The sequence below is a fragment of the Arthrobacter sp. NPDC058192 genome, from assembly GCF_042883665.1.
Taxonomy (GTDB): Bacteria; Actinomycetota; Actinomycetes; order Actinomycetales; family Micrococcaceae; genus Arthrobacter.
The window spans coordinates 26,937-46,689 of record NZ_JBHVVJ010000015.1; the positions used below are offsets into that span (position 1 = coordinate 26,937).

General features: G+C 67.6%; 21 protein-coding genes. 13 read left to right on the forward strand and 8 right to left on the reverse strand.

Annotated features, from left to right (window positions below; genetic code table 11):
• From ACFVVK_RS15190 to ACFVVK_RS15200, 3 genes are all read left to right on the forward strand, one after another.
• On the forward strand, positions 1–705 hold the full coding sequence (locus tag ACFVVK_RS15190) for a 3-oxoacid CoA-transferase subunit B (protein ID WP_390268516.1): 705 nt from the start codon (positions 1–3) through the stop codon (positions 703–705).
• Positions 706–778: 73 nt separating this feature from the next.
• The gene (locus ACFVVK_RS15195) at positions 779–1,585 is read left to right on the forward strand and encodes an IclR family transcriptional regulator C-terminal domain-containing protein (protein ID WP_390268807.1); all 807 of its coding nucleotides are present in this window, start codon (positions 779–781) and stop codon (positions 1,583–1,585) included.
• 123 nt (positions 1,586–1,708) lie between these two features.
• On the forward strand, positions 1,709–2,641 hold the full coding sequence (locus ACFVVK_RS15200; protein WP_390268519.1) for a diacylglycerol/lipid kinase family protein: 933 nt from the start codon (positions 1,709–1,711) through the stop codon (positions 2,639–2,641).
• Here ACFVVK_RS15200 and ACFVVK_RS15205 read toward each other — a convergent pair.
• Entirely contained in the window at positions 2,638–3,504 is an 867-nt protein-coding gene (locus ACFVVK_RS15205) for an ACT domain-containing protein (protein WP_390268522.1), read from the reverse strand. The genes ACFVVK_RS15200 and ACFVVK_RS15205 overlap by 4 nt on opposite strands.
• An 84-nt stretch (positions 3,505–3,588) precedes the next feature.
• The gene (gene mscL / locus ACFVVK_RS15210) at positions 3,589–4,101 is read right to left on the reverse strand and encodes a large conductance mechanosensitive channel protein MscL (protein ID WP_390268525.1); all 513 of its coding nucleotides are present in this window, start codon (positions 4,099–4,101) and stop codon (positions 3,589–3,591) included.
• A gap of 219 nt (positions 4,102–4,320) precedes the next feature.
• On the opposite strand from mscL, the gene ACFVVK_RS15215 reads away from it, so the two are divergent.
• Entirely contained in the window at positions 4,321–5,379 is a 1,059-nt protein-coding gene (locus tag ACFVVK_RS15215) for an FUSC family protein (protein WP_390268528.1), read from the forward strand.
• A gap of 19 nt (positions 5,380–5,398) precedes the next feature.
• Here ACFVVK_RS15215 and ACFVVK_RS15220 read toward each other — a convergent pair whose 3' ends face one another.
• Positions 5,399–6,661, reverse strand: coding sequence for an MFS transporter (locus tag ACFVVK_RS15220; RefSeq protein WP_390268531.1), 1,263 nt, complete (start codon positions 6,659–6,661; stop codon positions 5,399–5,401).
• A 130-nt stretch (positions 6,662–6,791) separates the two neighbouring features.
• On the opposite strand from ACFVVK_RS15220, the gene ACFVVK_RS15225 reads away from it, so the two are divergent.
• The 4 genes from ACFVVK_RS15225 (at position 6,792) to ACFVVK_RS15240 (ending at position 10,493) form a co-directional block, all read left to right on the forward strand.
• Positions 6,792–7,571 carry an IclR family transcriptional regulator gene (locus tag ACFVVK_RS15225; RefSeq protein ID WP_390268534.1) on the forward strand — a complete coding sequence of 260 codons (780 nt, stop codon included), beginning with the start codon at positions 6,792–6,794 and terminating at the stop codon, positions 7,569–7,571.
• Between the two features lie 103 nt (positions 7,572–7,674).
• Positions 7,675–8,865 (forward strand): 4-hydroxybenzoate 3-monooxygenase, encoded by a 1,191-nt coding sequence (locus tag ACFVVK_RS15230; protein ID WP_390268537.1) that lies wholly within the window; start codon positions 7,675–7,677, stop codon positions 8,863–8,865.
• A gap of 118 nt (positions 8,866–8,983) precedes the next feature.
• Positions 8,984–9,376, forward strand: a complete 393-nt coding sequence (locus ACFVVK_RS15235; protein ID WP_390268540.1) for a nuclear transport factor 2 family protein — start codon at positions 8,984–8,986, stop codon at positions 9,374–9,376.
• A 46-nt stretch (positions 9,377–9,422) separates the two neighbouring features.
• Positions 9,423–10,493 (forward strand): FAD-dependent monooxygenase, encoded by a 1,071-nt coding sequence (locus ACFVVK_RS15240; RefSeq protein ID WP_390268543.1) that lies wholly within the window; start codon positions 9,423–9,425, stop codon positions 10,491–10,493.
• Between the two features lie 15 nt (positions 10,494–10,508).
• Here ACFVVK_RS15240 and ACFVVK_RS15245 read toward each other — a convergent pair whose 3' ends face one another.
• The 4 genes from ACFVVK_RS15245 to purB form a co-directional block, all read right to left on the reverse strand.
• A complete protein-coding gene (locus ACFVVK_RS15245; protein ID WP_390268546.1) occupies positions 10,509–10,943 on the reverse strand; it encodes an acyl-CoA thioesterase in 435 nt (144 codons plus the stop codon).
• Between the two features lie 90 nt (positions 10,944–11,033).
• A complete protein-coding gene (locus ACFVVK_RS15250) occupies positions 11,034–11,537 on the reverse strand; it encodes a GNAT family N-acetyltransferase (RefSeq protein WP_390268809.1) in 504 nt (167 codons plus the stop codon).
• 85 nt (positions 11,538–11,622) lie between these two features.
• Positions 11,623–12,294, reverse strand: coding sequence for a histidine phosphatase family protein (locus tag ACFVVK_RS15255; RefSeq protein ID WP_390268549.1), 672 nt, complete (start codon positions 12,292–12,294; stop codon positions 11,623–11,625).
• Complete coding sequence (purB, locus tag ACFVVK_RS15260) at positions 12,291–13,733, reverse strand: adenylosuccinate lyase (RefSeq protein ID WP_390268551.1); 1,443 nt, start codon at positions 13,731–13,733, stop codon at positions 12,291–12,293. Before purB ends, ACFVVK_RS15255 begins: the two co-directional genes overlap by 4 nt.
• Positions 13,734–13,883: 150 nt before the next feature.
• Here purB and ACFVVK_RS15265 point away from each other — a divergent pair, with 150 nt between their 5' ends.
• On the forward strand, positions 13,884–14,312 hold the full coding sequence (locus tag ACFVVK_RS15265) for a hypothetical protein (protein ID WP_390268553.1): 429 nt from the start codon (positions 13,884–13,886) through the stop codon (positions 14,310–14,312).
• On the forward strand, positions 14,312–15,763 hold the full coding sequence (locus tag ACFVVK_RS15270) for a hypothetical protein (protein ID WP_390268555.1): 1,452 nt from the start codon (positions 14,312–14,314) through the stop codon (positions 15,761–15,763). Before ACFVVK_RS15265 ends, ACFVVK_RS15270 begins: the two co-directional genes overlap by 1 nt.
• Here ACFVVK_RS15270 and ACFVVK_RS15275 read toward each other — a convergent pair.
• Positions 15,714–16,100 carry a phage holin family protein gene (locus ACFVVK_RS15275; protein WP_390268558.1) on the reverse strand — a complete coding sequence of 129 codons (387 nt, stop codon included), beginning with the start codon at positions 16,098–16,100 and terminating at the stop codon, positions 15,714–15,716. The two genes, ACFVVK_RS15270 and ACFVVK_RS15275, sit on opposite strands and share 50 nt — an antisense overlap.
• A 137-nt stretch (positions 16,101–16,237) precedes the next feature.
• Here ACFVVK_RS15275 and ACFVVK_RS15280 point away from each other — a divergent pair, with 137 nt between their 5' ends.
• From ACFVVK_RS15280 to ACFVVK_RS15290, 3 genes are all read left to right on the forward strand, one after another.
• Entirely contained in the window at positions 16,238–17,356 is a 1,119-nt protein-coding gene (locus ACFVVK_RS15280) for a histidinol-phosphate transaminase (protein ID WP_390268560.1), read from the forward strand.
• A 147-nt stretch (positions 17,357–17,503) separates the two neighbouring features.
• The gene (locus ACFVVK_RS15285; RefSeq protein WP_390268563.1) at positions 17,504–18,769 is read left to right on the forward strand and encodes a thiamine pyrophosphate-dependent dehydrogenase E1 component subunit alpha; all 1,266 of its coding nucleotides are present in this window, start codon (positions 17,504–17,506) and stop codon (positions 18,767–18,769) included.
• Positions 18,769–19,749, forward strand: coding sequence for an alpha-ketoacid dehydrogenase subunit beta (locus ACFVVK_RS15290; RefSeq protein ID WP_390268565.1), 981 nt, complete (start codon positions 18,769–18,771; stop codon positions 19,747–19,749). Before ACFVVK_RS15285 ends, ACFVVK_RS15290 begins: the two co-directional genes overlap by 1 nt.
• Positions 19,750–19,753 lie beyond the last annotated feature (4 nt).

Consider the following 19,753-nt stretch of genomic DNA (forward strand, 5'->3'; position numbering starts at 1 on the left):
ATGAGCATCCCGACAAATGACCAGGCCGGCACCCGCGCCGGTATCCAGACGTCCGATGCGCCGCTGGGCCGGGACGACCTCGCCCGCCTCGTGGCCCGCGACATCGCCCCCGGCTCGTTCGTGAACCTCGGCATCGGCCAGCCCACCCTGGTCTCGAACTACCTCAAGCCGGAGCAGAACATCACGCTGCACACCGAGAACGGCATGCTCGGCATGGGACCCGTTGCCACCGGGGACCAGATCGACGGCGACCTCATCAACGCCGGCAAGATCCCGGTCACCGAGCTGCCCGGGGCGTCCTACTTCCACCACGCAGACTCGTTCGCGATCATGCGCGGCGGACATTTGGACATCTGCGTGCTCGGCGCCTTCCAGGTCTCCGCGACCGGGGACCTGGCCAACTGGCACACCGGGGCGCCCGACGCCATCCCCGCCGTCGGCGGTGCGATGGACCTCGCCACCGGCGCCAAGGACGTCTTCGTGATGATGACCCTGCTGACCCGCGACGGTGCGTCCAAGATCGTCGAGGCCTGCACCTACCCGCTCACCGGCATCGGCTGCGTCACCCGCGTCTACACCGACAAAGCCGTCTTCCTGACCGGCCCCGACGGCGTCCAGGTCCGCGAGACCTTCGGCTGCACGTTCGAGGAACTCCAGGACATGGTCCCCGTACCGCTGACGGCCGCGCCCGCGGACGGACGCTGACGGCCCCGCGCCCGGGGTGCCAGCGCGGAGTACTCGTGTACGGATAAAGTGATGCGGGACCGGGAGGCAAGTGATGATTGAGGCAGGCAGGAGTGGCGGCGCGCCCGCGGCCAGCGACCAGTATGTGCAGTCGCTGGCGCGCGGGCTCGCCGTGATCCGTGCCTTCGACACCGACCACCCCAAGATGACCCTGACCGAGGTCGCGGCCCGGACTGAACTGACCCGGGCCACGGCCCGGCGGTTCCTGCACACCCTCGTGGAGCTGGGCTACGTCCGGACCGACGGCAAGATCTTCGCCCTAACCGCCAAAGTACTGCAGCTCGGCTACGCCTACTTGTCCGGGCTGTCCCTGCCGCAGCTCGCCCAGCCCCACTTGGAGGAGCTCTCGCTCGAATTGGGGGAATCGACGTCGGCCGCGGTGCTCGAGGGCACCGACATTGCCTACGTCGCCCGGGTTTCCACCCGGCGGATCATGACGGTCGGGATCACGGTAGGCACCCGGTTCCCCGCCTACGCGACTTCGATGGGCCGGGTGCTCCTCGCGGCCCTGCCGCCGGCGAGGCTCAACGACTACCTCGCGGCCGCCCAGATCCGGCCGCTCACGCCCGGAGCCATCGGCACGCGGACGGCCCTCCTGGCCGAACTGGACAAGGTCAGTGGCCAAGGCTGGTGCCTGCTGGACCAGGAACTGGAGCTGGGACTGATGTCCGTCGCGGCGCCCGTCCGCGACGGGCCCAAGGTTGTTGCGGCGGTGAACGTCTCGCTGCAGGCCCAGACGGTGGCCGCACAACCCGACCCCCAGGGCTACCTCAAGATGGTCCGCGAGGCGACGCTGGCCACGGCGGAACTCATCTCCAAGGACCTGACCTCTGCCCGGTAGGGCCCGAGGCGCCCCTTCGGTCCGCGCCATCCTGCCGTTCTTCTGGTGCCAGTGCGGCTAGGATTTCACTGGCTAGGATGTCGCAGCCTGGCACGTTCCGCCCACCTGCCCTCAAAGGACGCCATGCCCGAGAACAACACCACACCTTCACGACGCGCCGCTGTGGTCATCAACCCCGCGAAGTCGGTGGGTGAAGCTCTGAAAGGCGCCATCTTCCGGCTGTGTGAAACCCAGGGGTGGGCGGAACCGCTCTGGCTCGAAACCACCGTGGAGGATCCGGGCGCCGGCCAGACGCGTGAAGCCCTCGAGGCCGGGGTTGACGTCGTCATCGCCGCCGGCGGCGACGGGACCGTCCGTTGCGTGGCGGAGGTGCTGGCCGGCACCGGAACACCGATCGGACTTGTGCCGCTGGGGACTGGCAACCTCCTGGCCCGCAACCTGGGCGTGGACATCGCCGACCCGGTTTCCGCCTGTTTTGACGTACTGAACGGCAGCGAACAGTCGGTGGACGTGGTCACGGCCCGGCTGGACGGCTCGCAGCAGGATCAGGTCTTCCTTGTGATGGCAGGGCTGGGATACGACGCCGCCATCATGGCGGACACCGTCGATGTCCTCAAAGACCGGATGGGCTGGCTCGCCTACGTGGAGGCCGGCATCCGGAAACTGCCCGGAAAGCCCGTCAAGGCGACGATCAGTGTCGACGGCGGCCGCCCCGTCCACCGCCGGGTCCGCAGCGTCATGATCGGCAACTGCGGCCGGCTCATGGGTGGCATCGAAATCTTCCCGGAAGCCAAATTCGACGACGGGATCCTCGACTTGCTGGTTCTGGCACCGCGCGGCAGGCTCGGCTGGCTGGGCGTCGTTGCGGGCATTTTCGGCAGCAACAAACGCGAGACCGAGTCCGTGGAGTATTTCAGGGGCTCCTCGGCGGAGATCCGCCTGGAAGTCGAACAGGAATTCCAGTTGGACGGCGACCACTTGGGCACCGGAAAGCGCCTGACCGTGCGCGCGGAGCCGGACGCCTTAAAGGTCCGGATGACCGCACCGAAGGCCTAGTGCACCGCCGTCCGGTGCGCCAGGATTTCGGCGAGTTCGGCCAGCCGGTGGGCGCGGGCGGACTCGGCCGGTGTGAACGGCTCGCCGGGCCGGTAAAACGTAATCGGCCCGTCCCACGCCGTCGGGATCTTCAGGACCATTCCGTCCCCCGCCGCGGCCGGCGCCTCGATGCCGCCAGCCGACGGTCCCGGAAGGATCCGGGCCCGCAGCAGTTCGGCGACGGCCATCGGCAGCTCATCCGGGCTGGCGGCGATCCGGGCAGCCAGGCTCAGGGCCCCGGTTTGCCCGTCGGCCATGGCCAGGGCCGTGGTTGGCCACACGTGCGGGTCTATCCCGCCGCCCCCGCGCAACGCGCGCAGCAGCTCGGCCTCACGAACTTCACCCGGCGCGGAGAGCACGAACTCGTCCAACACGCCGCCGGCCACGGGATGGACGTGGATGCTGAGGATGTTTGTGTCCAGCCCGGCCAGGGCCTGCGTGACCTTCTGCAGCGAGCCGGGCTTGTCCCGCAGCACTGTCCGCGCCCGCCAGAGGGCAGGCGCGGTAACGAGCCGCCTACGGTGCCGCAGGGCCGGTGCGTGCAGCCAGGCCCTGAGCATCCTGGCTGCCGACGGTTCGGCAACCCAGATCACGAGGATGGTCGCGGTCATGGTCAACACCAGGACCTTGGCGGCATAGGGCAGGTGCATGCCCACCACGGCGGCATGCACCAGCAACTCGATGGGCAGCATCACGGCGATGTTGGCCAGGGTCAGCCGCGCCTTGGTCGGTTCGGGCATCTGGCCGCAGACTTCACAGCTCAATTCGGAGGTACCCGGGGACGGGGCTTTGCGGTCGCTTTTGCTGGAGGCTGGGCGCGTCATGCTCCCATGATTCCCGCTGGCTGTTTCGGCGGGATTGCGGCCCTGTGACGGTTTGGGTCCGCCTGCGGGTAGCCCCTGGTGCGGCTAGCGGCTAGCGGCGTGCCGGGGGCTGTCCTCGTGGTCGTCCGTTTCCGCGTCCGCGCTCCCCGCCGCGGCTCCCACTGCGCCGGTGCGGCCGCCGTTGGGGTCCGGACCGGCGAGGCGCTCCAGCAGATCCCGGATCTCGGCCAGCAGGGCCGTGTCGGCCGGAATCGGTGCTTCCTCCGGCTGTTCGGTTGGGCTCAGCCTGCCTTTGACCATGCTGTTGATCTTGTTCATGGGGGCCACGAAGATGAAGTACACCACCGCGGCGGTAATCAGGAAGGTCAGGAAGGCGGTGACGACCGCGCCGATGTTGACGAAGGTTTTGTCATTGCCCGGCCAGATGTGGAAGCCCAGTCCGTCAGTCTCGACCCCGCCCACCGCGGCGATGACCGGGTTCACGACGTTGGATGTGAAGGCGGCAACCAAGGCAGTGAAGGCGGTACCGACGACGACGGCGATGGACAGTTCGATCACGTTGCCGCGCAGGATGAAATCCTTGAATCCTTTGAGCATGGAAACCTCCGGTGGGTGCTGTTGCTTCAACCGATAGACGCTATCAGCTTGCGGGTGCCGGGCAGATTCCGATGAACGGATTCCGGCTAAGTACGCCGCTCCAAACCGGCGTAGTGTCCACTGTGGATGCCAATGCCGCCGTCGTACCACGCAGACTGCAACGAAAGGCGCCCGGCGCATGACAACTACCCCGTGGGAATGGCAGTGAAGACTGGCACAGTGAAGCTGTTTGCCGACATGTTCACCATCGCGCCAGCCAACAAGGACCACCAGGTCGCCTTCCGCTGCGCCGTGGGCGTCTTTGTCCCGCTGATCACCCTGGTGCTGCTGGGCCGCCTGGACCTGGCCATCTTTGCCTCCTTTGGCGCCTTCGCCGGAATCTATGGCCGCAACGAGCCGCATGCCAGGCGGCTGCGGCTCCAGATGCGGGCCGGCGGGCTCATGCTTGTGGTGATTTTCCTCGCCGCCCTCACCGCGCGTGTGGACGCGCTGGTCGGGCTTTCGGCGGCCGGCACGACGTGGCTCCTGGTCGCGGCGACCACCGTGGTGGCGGGCGCCTGCTCCCTCGTGGTCGCTTGGTGGCGGCTGCGTCCTTCGGGTTCGCTGTTCCATATCTTCGCGTTTGCGGCGATCGCGTCAATTCCCAACCAGCCGCCGCTATGGGAATGCATGCTGGTGGCGGTGCTCACGGTGGCGTTCTGCCTGCTGGTCGGCCTGTCCTCACGCGTGGCCCGGAGCCGCCGGACCCCGTGGGTAAGCCCGAAACGCGTCAGCCTGACGCCCGCTGAAAAGCGCGCAGCGTGGCAGGAGAGCGGCGGCTACGTCGTGGCGGCCGGCCTGGCGGGAACGCTGGGGACCCTGGCCGGCCAGTGGATCGGGATTGGCCACAACTACTGGGCAATGGTGGCCGCCGTCGTTCCGCTCGTAGGGCACACCACCAGGCACCGGGTCAGCCGGGGCCTGCAACGAATTGCGGGCACCGCCCTCGGGCTGGTGCTGCTCGCCGGGATCCTGCTCCTGGAGCCGAACCCCTGGCAGACGGTGCTGGTGATTGCCGCCTGCCAGTTCGGCGCGGAGATGTTCATCGCGCGGCAGTACATGCTGGCGCAGGTCTTCGTCACCCCGCTGGCCCTGACCTCGACACTTCTCGTGGCACCGGTGCCGCCCGGCATCCTGCTCCGCGACAGAATCGTGGAGACCATCATCGGCGCGGCCGTCGGCATCGCCGTCGTGCTGGCGCCCGGCGCGTGGCGCCGCCTGAAGGGCCGCCGCGGCTAGGTTCCCCGGCGCGCCCCGCCTACGAGTGTCCGACGCCGGCGCCGGCACGGGTCGTTGCGGCGGTGGTCTGCGGGACGAAGGCGAGAGCGAGGACAGCGAGGACCGCGGCGGCGGCGAAGACGTAGAAGCCCCAAGGGTAGGCGATGCCGGCGGCGACCAGCGCGCCGGTGACGGCCGGGCCCAGGATCGCCCCCAGCCGGCCTACGCCCGCGGCGAAGCCCAGGGCGGTGCCGCGCAGGCGGACGGGGAAGAGCTGGCTGACCCAGGCGTAGACGAGGACCTGTGAGCTGAAGACGAACACGCCGGTGACAAAGACTGCCGCGTAGAGCACGATTTCGTTCTGGATCTGGATACTGAGCGCGGCGAGGAACACGGCGGAGAGGCCAAACCATAGCAGCACGATCTTCTTCGTGCCGTGCCGGTCCGCCAGGACGCCGGCAATCAGCAGGCCCACCACGGCGCCAACATTGAGCACCAGGAGCAGGGCGAGGCCTGCGTTCAAGCTGTAGCCGGCGGAGGCCATGAGCTGCGGCAGCCAGGTGTTCAGGCCGTACACGAGCAGCAGCCCCATGAAGGACGCGACGGCCACACCGGCCGCGATCAGTGGGTAGGGCTTGCGGCCCAGGTCGCGGAAGCTGGCACGCTCTTCCTCCGGGACGGCCGTCGAGGTGCCTGCTGTGGCCGCCGGGGGGACGTGGTGCACCGGCGGGAGGGTTTCCGGAAGCTTGAACCACAGGAAGGGGGCCAGGGCCAAGCCTGCGAGGCCACCTACCACGAACATGGTCCGCCAGCTCGGAATCACCATGAGGGCCAGGAACGCGGTGGCCACGGCGCCGACGTGGTAGCCGGTCATGGTCCGGGTGGTGGACTTCCCGGCCGTTCCGGCAGGTGCGTAGTCGTTCATATACGCCAGCGCGGCGGGCAGGCAGGCGCCCAGGCCGAGGCCGGCGAGCAGCCGGAACGTGCTGAACCATGCCACATCCGGGGCGAAGACGACGGCGATCGTAAAGACGGAGAACCATGTCACGCAGGCCACCAGCAGGTTTCGCCGGCCCCAGCGGTCCGACATCGGGGCGATGAACAGCGCGCCGAGCCCCACGCCCACCAGGGAGATGGTGGCCGCGAACGTCGCTCCGACTGCGTCGAAACCAAGTTCCCGCGACTTGATGAGGACGGGGATGACCGTGCCCAGCACCACCAGGTCAAAGCCGTCCAGCACCATGGCCAGCCAGCAGAGCCACACGGGCCACCGTGATTTGTTTTCCAACGACGTCGTTGACATTGCTACCTCGGGGCTGTTCTCTGCGTGGTTTCGACGCGGCAGGCGTCGGCCGAGCTTTTGCTGACGTGAGAGTTTTACCACTCGGGGGTGTTGCATGGAACACTTAAAACCATTCAACGGAAGGGAAATCGTGGCCAACTCGAACTCCGGCGACTCAGTGGTGGACCGGGTCCTGCGGCTCATTGCCGCCTTTCCGGAGGGAGTCACTGCCTTGCAGCTTTCGGAACTCGCTGCCCGGGCCGGACTGCCCCTGACCACGGCGCACCGGCTGGTCCGGCAGTTGGCCGGCCATGGAGTGTTCGAAGTGGGCCCCGGCGGCTCGATCAGCCTCGGCCTGCGGCTCTGGGAGCTCGCCAACCGCAGTTCGCCGACCCTGGAGCTCCGCGAGGCCGCCCTGCCCTTCATGGAGGACATCCAGCAGGTCCTAAACCAGAACGTGAACCTTGCCGTGCTGGACGGCCGGGAGGCGCTTTTTGTGGAGCGGCTGTCCCGCCGCGGCTCCGTCGCCAACCGGGCGCAGGTGGCCGGCCGGATGCCCGCGCATGTGTCCTCGGCCGGGCTGGTGCTCATGGCCCACCAGCCGGCCGCCGTTCAGGCCGAGTACGTCGAAAGCTTCAGCGACCCCACCGGAAGGCTGGCCGGGGAGGACCTTCGAGTCCTCCTCGGCGAAGCAGCCCGCGAGGGCTTTGCCCAGCTGGCAGGCGTCGTCGACCCGGACACGTGGGGGATCGCCGTCCCCGTGCTGGACCGCAGGAAGCGCGCTGTGGCGGCACTCGGCGTCGTGGTTCCCCTCCGCGAGATGCGCCTCCAGGCGCTCGTTCCCGTTCTCCAGACGGCAGCCCGGGGAATTGGGCGACGTCTCGGGGAGGCACGGGAGACCGCCGTGATCCATTCAACGGAAGGGCTGTAACGCATATCACGCCCCGGGGGGCACACTGTTAGCCAGACAAGCAAACCGGCCCCGGCTCCCGGCTGACTCCCGGGCAGGGGCCCCGCAATGAAGCGAGAAGCACATGGCACAGCGCAAAGTCCTCACCACGCAGGTCGCGATCATGGGTGCCGGCCCGGCCGGGCTCATGCTGTCCCACCTGCTGGCCAAGGCCGGGATTGAATCCACCGTCATCGAGATCCGCAGCCACCAGGAGATCTCCGAGACCGTGCGCGCCGGCATCCTGGAGCACGGCTCCGTCAAGATGCTCCTGGACAGCGGGGTCTCCGACCGGGTCCTGCGCGACGGCGACCGTCATGACGGCATCGAACTGCGCTTCAACGACGAAAGCCACCGGATCGACTTTCAGGACCTCGTCGGGGAGTCGGTCTGGCTCTACCCACAGACCGACGTGTTCCTGGATCTCTCCGGGCGCCGGAAGGCCGACGGCGGGGACGTCCGCTACAGCGTCACGGACACCTCCGTCCACGATATCGAAGCCAATCCCAAGGTCTGGTTCACGGACACGGACGGCGTCGAATACGAACTCCAGGCCGACTTCATCGTTGGGGCCGACGGCTCCCGCAGCCACTGCCGCTTCCAGGTCCCCGAGGCGCAGCGGAAGTGGTACTTCCACGAATACCCGTTCGCCTGGTTCGGCATCCTCGCCGAGGCACCCCGCAGCTCGGACGAACTGATCTACGCCAACTCCGCGAATGGCTTCGCCCTGATCAGCCAGCGGACCGAGACCGTCCAGCGCATGTACTTCCAGTGCGACCCCAACGAGGATGTCGCCAACTGGAGCGAGGACCGCATCTGGGACGCCTTCCGCAGCCGCGTCAACGGCAACGGCTTCGAGCTCAAGGAAGGTCCGGTCATCGACAAGATGGTCCTGAAGTTCCGCAGCTTTGTCCACGCCCCGATGCGGCACGGCAAGCTTTTCCTCGCCGGCGACGCCGCGCACACCGTCCCGCCCACCGGGGCCAAGGGCCTGAACCTGGCGCTGCACGATGTCAAGGTGCTCTTCGAAGGCCTGGACAGCTTCTACTCGACCGGCTCCACGGTGCTGATTGATGCCTACAGCGACCGGGCCCTGGACCGCGTCTGGAAGGCCCAGCAGTTCTCCTACTGGATGACGTCCATGCTGCACACCCCGGCCGACGCCGACGACTTCTCCCGGGCCCGCCAGCTCGGCGAACTGAACACTGTGGTGTCCTCCCGGCACGGCCGCGCCTACCTCGCGGAGGCGTACACCGGCTGGCCGGGCGCGCACTAACGGCACTCGAGCACGACGCCGTTGCGGACGCATCTCTCCGTCGACACGCACCGGGGCCAGGACTAGCCTTTAACCGTCCCAGCACAACCCGACAAGGATGACGGAGAGGTGTCCGACCATGGGAGCCGCAGAGAATGTTGAACTGGTCCGGCGAGGATACACGGCCTTCAACGCAGGGGATATGGCGAACCTCAGCAAGCTGTTCACCGAGGATGCAGTCTGGTACGTACCCGGAAGCGGCGCGCTGTCCGGAGTCAAACAGGGTCGCGACGAGATCCTGGCCTACTTCGGTGAACTGGCAGCGCGCACCCAAGGTTCCTTCCAAACCAAACTCGAGGACGTCGCCGGCGGGGAAAACTACACGGTAGCGATCCAGCAAAGCCACGGAAAAAACAACACCAAAACCCTGGATATGACCACGGTGATCACGTTCGTGGTCCGCGACGGAAAGGTCACCGAGGGACGGGAGTTCTTCGAGGATACGGCCAGGGCGGACGACTTCTGGACTTAGCTCTGGAGGCAGCAAAGGCATCACGCACCGGCCGCGGGGCGGGGACATGACCGCGGGGCCCCTGCCGGGCAGGACGGCCAGGACCCCGGTTTCCATCATCGGCGGCGGCATCGCCGGGCTCGCCCTCGCAGCGCGCCTGGATACCCGGCGCTTCGAGGTCACCGTCAGTGAACAGCGGGTGGGGCTTCCCGCCGTCGGGACGTCCCTGGCCATGTGGCCGGCGGCGCAGCGGGCCCTCGCCGCCGTGGGCATCCTCGACGCGGTCAGGACCGCCAGTCCCGCAGTCGGAGGCGTGGCCGTGCGGGACCCTGCCGGGAGGGTCCTGACCACGGCCCGGGCCACCGGGCTATTCGGGGTGTCCCGAATTGACCTTATCCGGGAGCTCGACGCCGCGGTTCCGGCCGGCGTCCACCGCGCAGCCGGCCACATCGACGGCGCGCAATGCAGTGAAGCAGGCTTGGTGATAGGGGCCGACGGCGTTCACAGCGTGGTTCGCCGCGACTGCTGGGTCGCGCGGTCGGCGGCACGGCTCACCCCGTACTTGGCGGTCCGCGGAGTGGTGCCCGTGCCGCTGTGGAGGGAACACTCAGGCGAGTACTGGGGCCGCGGGCACCTTTTCGGGATCGGGCCCGCGGCCGCCGGAACGAACTGGTACGCGGCGTTCCGCTCCGGACGGGAACCCGGCAGCTTCAGTGTCGCCGACGTCCTGGCCGAAACCAGAGAACGGTACGCCTGCTTTGCGCCGGCGGTCCGCGAGGTCCTGGCCGCCGCAGCGCCGGAGACGTCCCTGGCCCAGCGGGTCTGGATCACTCCGCCCCTCTGGCGCTACGTCCGCGGAAGGGTGGTGCTGGTGGGAGATGCCGCCCACGCCATGACACCGAATCTTGGCCGCGGCGCCTGCGAGGCCCTGGTGGACGCTGTGACTTTGGCGGAGCTGCTCAACCGCCGCCCCCTGGACGAGGCGCTGGCCGCGTATGACCGCTCGCGGCGCCTGCGCACGCAGGCCGTGCGGGCAGCGTCGTCGGCGGTGATGCGGCTAGCGCTGGCGGAGCGTGCGCAGCCGGTGCGGGACGCGCTGCTGGGCCTGGCCGGTCGGCAGCTGCCCGGATTCCGTTAGTCCTGATCCAGCTTGTCAGTCCTGGTCGAGGGTTTCGGTCAGGTGGTGCGTGGGAATCCGGTCCCGGTCATAGGTGATCTCGGTGTACCCGTGCGGTTCCGGTTTGCCGGACGGGCCCAGGTTCACGAAGACGATCTCTTCAATGGTCAGGATGCTGCGGCGCGTGATCATGTTCCGGACTTCGGCGCGCATGGTCAGCGATGTCCGGCCGAAACGAGTGGCGGTCAGACCCATTTCAATCAGATCGCCCTGCACGGCGGAGCTGACGAAGTTGATTTCAGAAATGTATTTGGTGACGGCCCGGCCGTTGCCCAGCTGCAGAATGGCGTAGATGGCCGCCTCCTCGTCGATCCACTTCAGCAGGCTTCCGCCGAACAGCGTGCCGTTCGCGTTGAGGTCCTCGGGCCGCACCCATTTGCGGGTGCGGAAAGTTATGTCGGCCGGTTCCATAGAGCGAGACTAGCCGACGCCGGAGCAGCGGTCCGAGTGTGACGGGCAGGGCAGGCGCCGTCCGGACGTCACCCGGCCGCTGCCCTGGCGTCAGGCCATGGCGGTGTGCGCCGCACTGTGCGAATCGATGGCCTTCGAGTAGCAGTACGAGTGCTCCACACCCACGTAGGGTCCGAAGTTCGGCACCGGCTCGAACCCGGCATTCTGGTAGAACTGCCGCCCGTCCGTCTGCACCGAACCCGCCTCGGCCGTCAGGGTGGTGATTCCCAGAGCATGCGCCTGCGCTTCCAAGGCGGCGAGGATGGAGCTGGCCACACCCGAGCCCCGGGTGTACGGGAGCACGTAGAGCCGCTTGATTTCGGCGGTGTGCTCGTCCAGCATCCGCAGGCCGCCGCAGCCCACCGGCTGGCCGGAGGCCTTGTCATACGCAACCAGAAACACCGCGGTGTCAGCTTCCGACGGCGGCGGCCCGGGTTCGTGGTCCCTGCGGCCGAAACGGGCGTCGAGTTCCGCCTGCTGCGCGGCGCGCAGGTCCGCGCCAACGGGGTTGGCCCATGTGACCTGGCGTATATTAAGCCGCGGATTTGTCTGCATCACTGCCTCGATTCGCCGAAGTGTTATGCAGTGTAAGGCTAGGCACCGGCGGTTTCAGCTGTGTTTCCCGCCGGTAAGCGTTGCGCTACAACGGCCGGCCGGTGGGATCCTCCGCCGTCGGATCCGCCAATGCCAGACCGCCTACAGGACTGTCATCCCAGTGGATAAGCTCCCAGCCATTGCCGGGATCGCCTTCCAGCGCCACGATGCCGGTATTGTCCAGAACGTGGCGGATGGCAAAGTCCGGTTCGATGTTGGCCGCCCGCAGGCCGGCCCACACTCGGATGGCCGCGCCGTGGCTGACCAGCGCTACGGCGCCCGCATCCGCCGCTCCGTTCGCCCGTGCCGCTACTTTGGCGATCGCAGCGTCATAGCGCTCGAAGAAGTCCCGGCCGCTGGGACCGGCAGGCATCCGGCGGCCCAGGTCGCCGTCCGCCCAGGAAAAAATAGTGCCCAGGTACCGTTTGTGCGATTCGTGGTCCGTCCGCTTCTCCAGCGCCCCGGCCTCGATCTCGTGAATGCCCTGAAGCACCTCGATTTCCAGCCCGTGCACCCGAGCGAGCGGCGCCGCCGTGATCTGCGTCCGGAGCAAAGTGGACGCGTAGATGGTGTGGATCGGCTCGTTGGCCAGCGACCGGGCCATCGCCTCGGCCTGCCGCTCGCCCAGTTCTGTCAGCCCGGGGCCGGGGTGGGCAGTGTCCAGTTGCCCTGCGACGTTCCCGGGCGTCTGGCCGTGGCGGATGAGCAGGAGCCTCATTTGAGGTGGTCCACCAGCTTGTCGGCGATGCCGGTGTAGCTGCCGGGGGTGAGGGCCAGCAGCCGTGCCTCCGCGTCCGCGGACAGGCCCAAGCCCTGGACGAACTCCTGCATCCGGGCGCCGTCCACGCGGTGCCCGCGGGTCAGGTCCTTGAGCCGCTCGTACGGGTTTTCCATGCCCTCGACGCCGGCGATGGCCTCCGCGCGCATGACCATCTGGATGGCCTCACCGAGGACCTCCCAGTTCGTGTCCAGATCGGCGGCCAGCACGTCGTCGGCGACCTTAAGCCGGTCCAGGCCCTTGGCGACGTTCGAGATGGCAAGCAGCGAATGGCCAAACGCCACGCCGATGTTGCGCTGCGAGGAGGAATCGGTCAGGTCGCGCTGCCAGCGGGACGTGACCAGCGTGGAACCCAGCACGTCCAGCAGGCCGGAGGAGATCTCGAGGTTGGCCTCGGCGTTTTCGAAACGGATCGGGTTCACCTTATGCGGCATGGTCGAGGAGCCGGTGGCGCCCGCCACCGGGATCTGCACGAAGTAACCGATCGAGATGTAGCTCCAGATGTCGGTGCAGACGTTGTGCAGAATGCGGTTGAAGCGTGCGACGTCGGCATAGAGTTCCGCCTGCCAGTCGTGGCTTTCGATCTGCGTGGTCAGCGGGTTCCACGTCAGGCCGAGGCCTTCGACGAAGCTCTTCGCGACGTGTTCCCAGTCGGCGCCGGGGACGGAGGCGACGTGGGCGGCGTAAGTGCCCGTGGCACCGTTGATCTTGCCGAGGTATTCGGTCCGGGCAATCCGGTCCAGCTGGCGGCCCAGGCGGTGCGCAATGACAGCCAGTTCCTTGCCCAGTGTGGTGGGCGTGGCAGGCTGGCCGTGTGTGCGGGAGAGCATCGGCACGGCGCGGTTGTCCTCCGCCATCTGGCTGATCTGCGCCACGAGGGCCCGGGCTGCCGGGAGCCAGACGTCTTCCACGGCACCCTTGACGCCGAGAGCGTAGGAGAGGTTGTTGATGTCCTCCGACGTGCAGCCGAAGTGGACCATGGCGGTCAGGTGGTCGATCCCGATGCCGGGCAGGCGACGGCCGATATAGTACTCGACGGCCTTGACGTCGTGGACCGTAACCGCCTCGATCTCGGCTAATTCAGCGACGGAGGCGGCGTCGAACTCGGTGACGATCGTGCGCAGCTGCTCCCGCTGTTCGGCCGTGAGCGGGCCGGCGCCGGGCAGGACGCTGTTGCCGGTCAGATGGATCAGCCACTCGACCTCCACAGCCACGCGGTCACGGTTCAGGGCCGCTTCGGAAAGGTAGTCCACCAGGGGCGCGACCGCGGACTGGTAGCGGCCGTCCAGCGGGCCGAGCGCGATCTGGTGGTCGGACGCGGCTAGAGCCAGGCGTCCGGACGGCGTGCGGGTATCAGCTGTGGCGGCAGTTTCAGGCATAGGCCGATTCTTTCACGAAGTGCGGCCGGGCCTTAAGTGTGCCGGCTCGTGTGACCTTGCCTGGCCGATTGCCCGGCGGCCATGGGTTGTTGTCCACATAGCCGGACGGCACTATTCAACAGGGGATGGCTGCCCATTAGCGTCGGCTACATGCCCAGCGAAATGCGACCCAGCGGAATGCAGACCAGCGGAATGCAGGCCAGCGGCATGCCCAGTGGAATGCGGCCCAGCGGCATGCCCAGTGGGATGCACCCCCGACCGTCCGGCAACGTGGCTGTCCTTGACGCAAGGGCGGCCGAGGCCGCCGATTCCCTCGCGTGCGCCTCACGCTGTTACGAGGTCCAGCAGCTCGCCGCCCGCGTTGCGCGGTGCGCCGACGAGGCGGACGCCGTGCTCGCCAGCCTGACCCGCCTTGAGCTGCAGACCTGGCAATCGCCAGCCGGGCGCGCCTACCGTCTGAGCATCGCCCTGCAGGCTGCGTCGCTGCGGCGCAGCCGCAGCGGGCTGCAGGAGGCTGCGGCTACGGTGCTCCGGCACGCCCAGAACGTGGCCCTGTCGGCGGGCCGCCTAGGCTCCTGATGGCCGACGCGACTCCGGCCGACTCCGGCGGCACACCCCGGGTCACGGCGCCACCGGATGACGGAAGCCTGCGGATTCGGGGTGGCATAGGAGGGATCAGCTTCCAGTTCGAGGAACTGCTGGCTGGCGCCGCGGCGCTGGAGGGGCTGGTCCGGCAGCTGCAGTCGGTCGAAGTGGAGGCTGACGCCGTCCGTCACGCACTTTTCCCGTATCAGTCCGACTCCTATGCCAGCGGCAGCAACGCCATCATTGCGGTGGGAGAGGCCGGGCGGGACGTTGGCCGTGTCCGGTCGCAGCTTCAGCGCATGGGCGACGACGTCCGGGCCAGCCATCGGGAGTACGAATACGCCGAGGCCCGCAATTCCCTGTTGCTGCGTTTGGGGCTCCACGGCCCCGTGTACGGCCAGGCCCCGGAGCCTTTCGCGCTCCCCGACGTGCGCGGCACCGTCGAGGGATGGGTAGCGATGATGCCCGGGAGTCTGGCAGCGCTGCTGGGGCTGCCCGCGCCCGTGGCGGCGGCGGTTGGAGCCCTGCAGGGGCCCACTGACGTCCGACGACTGGTCCGCGACGCCTCGGAGGCGCCTGGGCTCGGGTTTCTCAAGCCCCGGCCAGTCAGCATCGCGGGCCAGGACACGTTCACGGCCAATGTCGACCTCTCACCGGCCGGGCTGTTGCGGCGGGCCGGAGCGGTGGGGGAGCCGGGCGGCCGGATCGAGGTGATCGAAGTCGACGGGGCCGACCGGCGCTCGTGGGTGGTGATCATTCCCGGAACCCAGCTCGGCGGCGCGCCGGAAGGCACCAACCCCTTTGATCTCGCCGGAATCGCCGAGGCATTGGGCTATGACTCGGCGTGGACCGCTGCAGCGATCCGGGGTTCCCTGGAGCAGGCAGGTGCCCGGCCCGGTGATCAGCTCGTGGCCGTGGGCTACAGCCAGGGCGGGATCCACGCGATGAACCTCAGCAAGGACCCGGCCCTTCTGGCCGAATACGATCTCCGGTTCGTGCTGACGGCAGGGTCACCGGTGGGCGGCATCAGCCCGGGGCCGGGCGTGTCCAGCCTGCATCTGGAACATGAGCAGGACTGGGTGCCGGGGGCGGACGGAGTGGTCAATCCCGATACCAGGGGCCGGGTGACCGTGACGCTGACGAACCCGCTAACTGTGCCGCCGCCGAAGGAGTTCGGCCTGGGCCCGGGGCACCGCCTGGAAAATTACGCCGACGGCGCCGCGCTCGTCTCGGCGAGCCGGGACGCCACGCTCCGGGATTCGACGGCGACCCTGGCCGCCGTGGTGGGAACCGGCGGGGTTGCAACAGTGACCAGATTCTCGCTCCGGCGTGAGGCGGGGCCCTCGCCGCGGGGCGTGCCAGCGGTGCCGGGAGCCCGGCCCGGGCCGGGAGCTCCTAGCGGTCGAGTGCGGGAAGGAAGCTCGCCACGAGGGATACGAGGCTGATGATGATGGCGGCGAACACTGCAGTCCAAAAGAACGAGTCGATGGTGAAGTGCACCGTTGTGTAGCTGCTGATCCAAGAGGTCAGGTAGAGCATCGCGGCATTGATCACCACGGTGAAAAGGCCCAAGGTGAGGATGGTGATCGGCAACGACAAGATGCTGACGATTGGCTTGACGAAGGCGTTGACAAGGCCGAAGATCAAGCCGATGAACAAGTAGCCCAAGATGATGCTGAGGGTGCCGTCGCCGGAGGTTGAGATGTCCAGCCCCGTGAGAATCCAGCAGGCGATCGCCAGGGCCAGTCCGTTGATGATGACTCGCACGATAAATGAGCGCATGGCTTCATGCTGTCATACACCCCGCCGCGGCGGCAGGGACCATATCCCCCTCTGGCGGGCATCCTCTGCGGCGGCCCCACGTCCTCTCCGCCGCACGGGCCGGAAGCGCGGCAGGGACCCGAAGTAGGCTAGGTGGCATGACTTCATCAGAGAACACGGCCGGGGGCATCAAGCCCCGTCCGGTGGTTGACCTTCTCCCCCGCTACGCGGCAGGAAAACCGCCCGTCCCCGTCGAGGGCCTGGTCAGCTACAAGCTTTCCTCGAACGAGAACCCGCTGCCCCCGATCCCTGCAGTGCAGCAGGCCATCGCGGCGCAGACCGACTTCAACCGCTACCCCGACCCGCTCAGCAGCAAGCTGCGTGAATCGCTGGCCCGGTTCCTCGATGTTCCCGCAGAGGACATCGTCACGGGCGCCGGCAGCCTGGGCGCCTTGAACCAACTGCTGACAACCTTCGCCGGCCAAAACGATGACGGCAAGGCCGACGAAGTCATCTACGCCTGGCGTTCGTTCGAGGCTTACCCGATCTGCGTCGGCCTGGCCGGCGCCGAGAGCGTGCGCATCCCGCTGACGGCAGATGGGCGCCATGACCTTGACGCCATGGCCGCGGCGGTTACCGCGCGGACCCGGATGATCCTGCTGTGCACGCCCAACAACCCGACCGGGCCCATCCTGACCACCGAGGAAACGGAGCGCTTCATCAAGGCGGTTCCCGCGGATGTTGTGGTGGTGATCGATGAGGCCTATCAGGAATTCGTCCGCGCCGGGGACGCGGTGGATGGCATCGCCATGTACCGCAAGTACCCCAACGTCGTCGTCCTGCGCACGTTTTCCAAGGCGCACGGCCTCGCCGGCCTCCGGGTAGGCTACAGCGTCTCCCGGCCGGACCTGACCCAGCACCTGCGGGTCGCCGCCACACCCTTCGCGGTGTCCCAGATCGCCGAGACCGCCGCCGTCACGTCACTGGAGCATTTCGCTGATGTTGTAGAAAGGGTACAAAGCCTGGTCGATGAGCGGGACCGGGTCACGGCCGGACTGCGGGAGCTGGGGTGGTTCGTTCCGGAGGCCCAGGGCAACTTTGTTTGGCTCAATCTGGGGTCCAACAGCGCAGAATTCGCCGCATTGGCGGGGGAACGGGCGCTGTCCCTGCGCGCGTTCGGCGACGAGGGGGTTCGGGTCAGCATCGGCGAACCGGAAGCCAACACCCGTTTCCTGGAGCTGTGTGCAACCTATACAAAACCGCCACGGCGTTCCTAGCGGTTAACGTGACGGGCTCAGGACGCCCCGTGCGGATAAAGTAAGGACCAGTAAGCCAAAATATATGCCGGACATGGAATACATTCCCGATCCGGCATATATCCCAGCGATTGCGGCGCATTCGGATGCGGCAAGCAAGGAGACGGTATGGGCGCCACACATCTGCCCTCTACCGAGTTCGACGGAACCGGCGTGGATGACCAGCTAGAGGCGGAAGCCGAGGCCCGACTGGGCGCTCCCGCGGAACCGATGGTGCAGCTGCTGGGCCCCGACGGCTCCCTGGGCTCGGACCCGGTTTTCTCGAAGTACGCCGAAAAGCTCGATCCCGAGACCCTGCGCGGGTTTTACGCCGACATGGCGAAAATCCGCCGTTTCGACCTGGAAGCCACCGCCCTCCAGCGGCAGGGCCAGCTTGCTCTCTGGGTTCCGCTCACGGGGCAGGAGGCGGCGCAGATCGGCTCCGGCCGGGCCAGCCAGCCGCAGGATTACATTTTCCCGACCTACCGGGAGCACGGGGTCGCCCTGACGCGCAACGTGGACCTTGCCGAACTGCTGCGGCAGTTCCGGGGCGTCTCCAACGGCGGCTGGAATCCCAAGGACACGAACTTCCACCTCTACACGCTGGTCCTTGCCGCCCAGACACCGCACGCCGTCGGCTACGCCATGGGCGTCCAGCGGGACCAGAAACTGGCTGCCGCCAACGGTGCCGCCGGCACCGAGTCGGGCCAGTCCGCGGAGCCCAAGGCCGCCGTCATGGTGTACTTCGGTGACGGCGCCAGCTCCGAGGGCGATGTCCACGAATCGATGGTGTTCGCCTCGTCCTATCAGGCGCCGGTGGTCTTCTTCTGCCAGAACAACCACTGGGCCATCTCCGTACCGAGTTCCGTTCAGACCCGCATCCCGCTCGCCAACCGGGCCAAGGGCTACGGCTTCCCCGGCATTCGGGTGGACGGCAACGACGTGATTGCCGTCCACGCCGTCACCGAGTGGGCACTGGAGCAGGCCCGCGAGGGCCACGGTCCTGTCCTGATCGAGGCGTTCACTTACCGGGTCGGCGCGCACACGACGGCCGACGACCCCACCAAGTACCGCGGGTCCGACGAAGAAAGCCTGTGGCGCGCGAAGGATCCGCTGGAGCGGCTGGAGAAATACCTCCGGGCCGAGGGCCTCGCGGACGATACCTTCTTCGAAAAGGTCCGGGCAGACGGCGACGACCTCGCCGCCTATGTGCGAAAGACAACCCACGACCTCGAAACCCCGGACATCCGGACCGCGTTCGCCAACACCTACGTGGAGGCCCACCCGCTGGTGGCCGAAGAACTGGCCTGGTTCGAGGCCTACAGCGCCGGGTTCGCCGACGAGGACAGCACCTCACAGGCAGAAACTGCCGAGACAGACAGGGCGGCCCGCTAATGACCACCATGACCATTGCGAAAGCCATCAATGAGGGCCTGCGGGCCACGCTGAACAACCATCCCCGCTCGCTGCTGATGGGCGAGGACATTGGTGCCCTTGGCGGCGTCTACCGGGTCACCGACGGGCTGGTCGGTGAGTTCGGCGCCGACCGCGTCGTCGATACCCCGCTGGCGGAATCCGGCATTATCGGAACCGCGATCGGACTCTCCCTGCGCGGCTACCAGCCTGTTTGCGAAATCCAGTTCGATGGCTTCGTGTTCCCCGGTTTCAACCAGATCACCACCCAGCTCGCCAAAATGCACTCGCGGAGCAACGGCAACCTGACCGTTCCCGTCGTTATCCGGATCCCGTACGGCGGCGGCATCGGTTCGATCGAACATCACTCGGAATCGCCGGAGGCGCTCTTCGCGCACACCGCCGGGCTGCGCATCATCACGCCGTCCAATCCGCACGATGCGTACTGGATGATCCAGCAGGCCGTCGACTGCCAGGACCCCGTCATCGTCTTCGAGCCCAAGCGCCGCTACTGGCTCAAGGGCGAGGTGGACACGGACAGCCCCGGGGCGTCCGCGGACCCCTTCAAGGCGCATGTGCTCCGGGAGGGAACCGACGCCACCGTCGTCGTGTACGGGCCGCTCGTGCCGGTGGCCCTTGCCGCGGCCGAAGCCGCTGCCGAAGACGGCCACAGCGTAGAAGTGGTCGATCTCCGTTCCATCTCACCGATCGACTTCGACACCATCACCGCCTCGGTCCACAAGACCGGCCGGCTGATCGTGGCCCACGAGGCACCGACCTTCGGCGGCATTGGTGGTGAGATCGCTGCCCGGATCAGCGAGCGGGCCTTCCATTCGCTCGAGGCCCCCGTCATCCGTGTCGGCGGGTTCCATATGCCCTACCCCGTGGCCAAGGTCGAGGAAGACTACCTGCCCGACATCGACCGCATCCTTGAGGCGCTGGACCGCGCCCTCGCGTACTAACGAG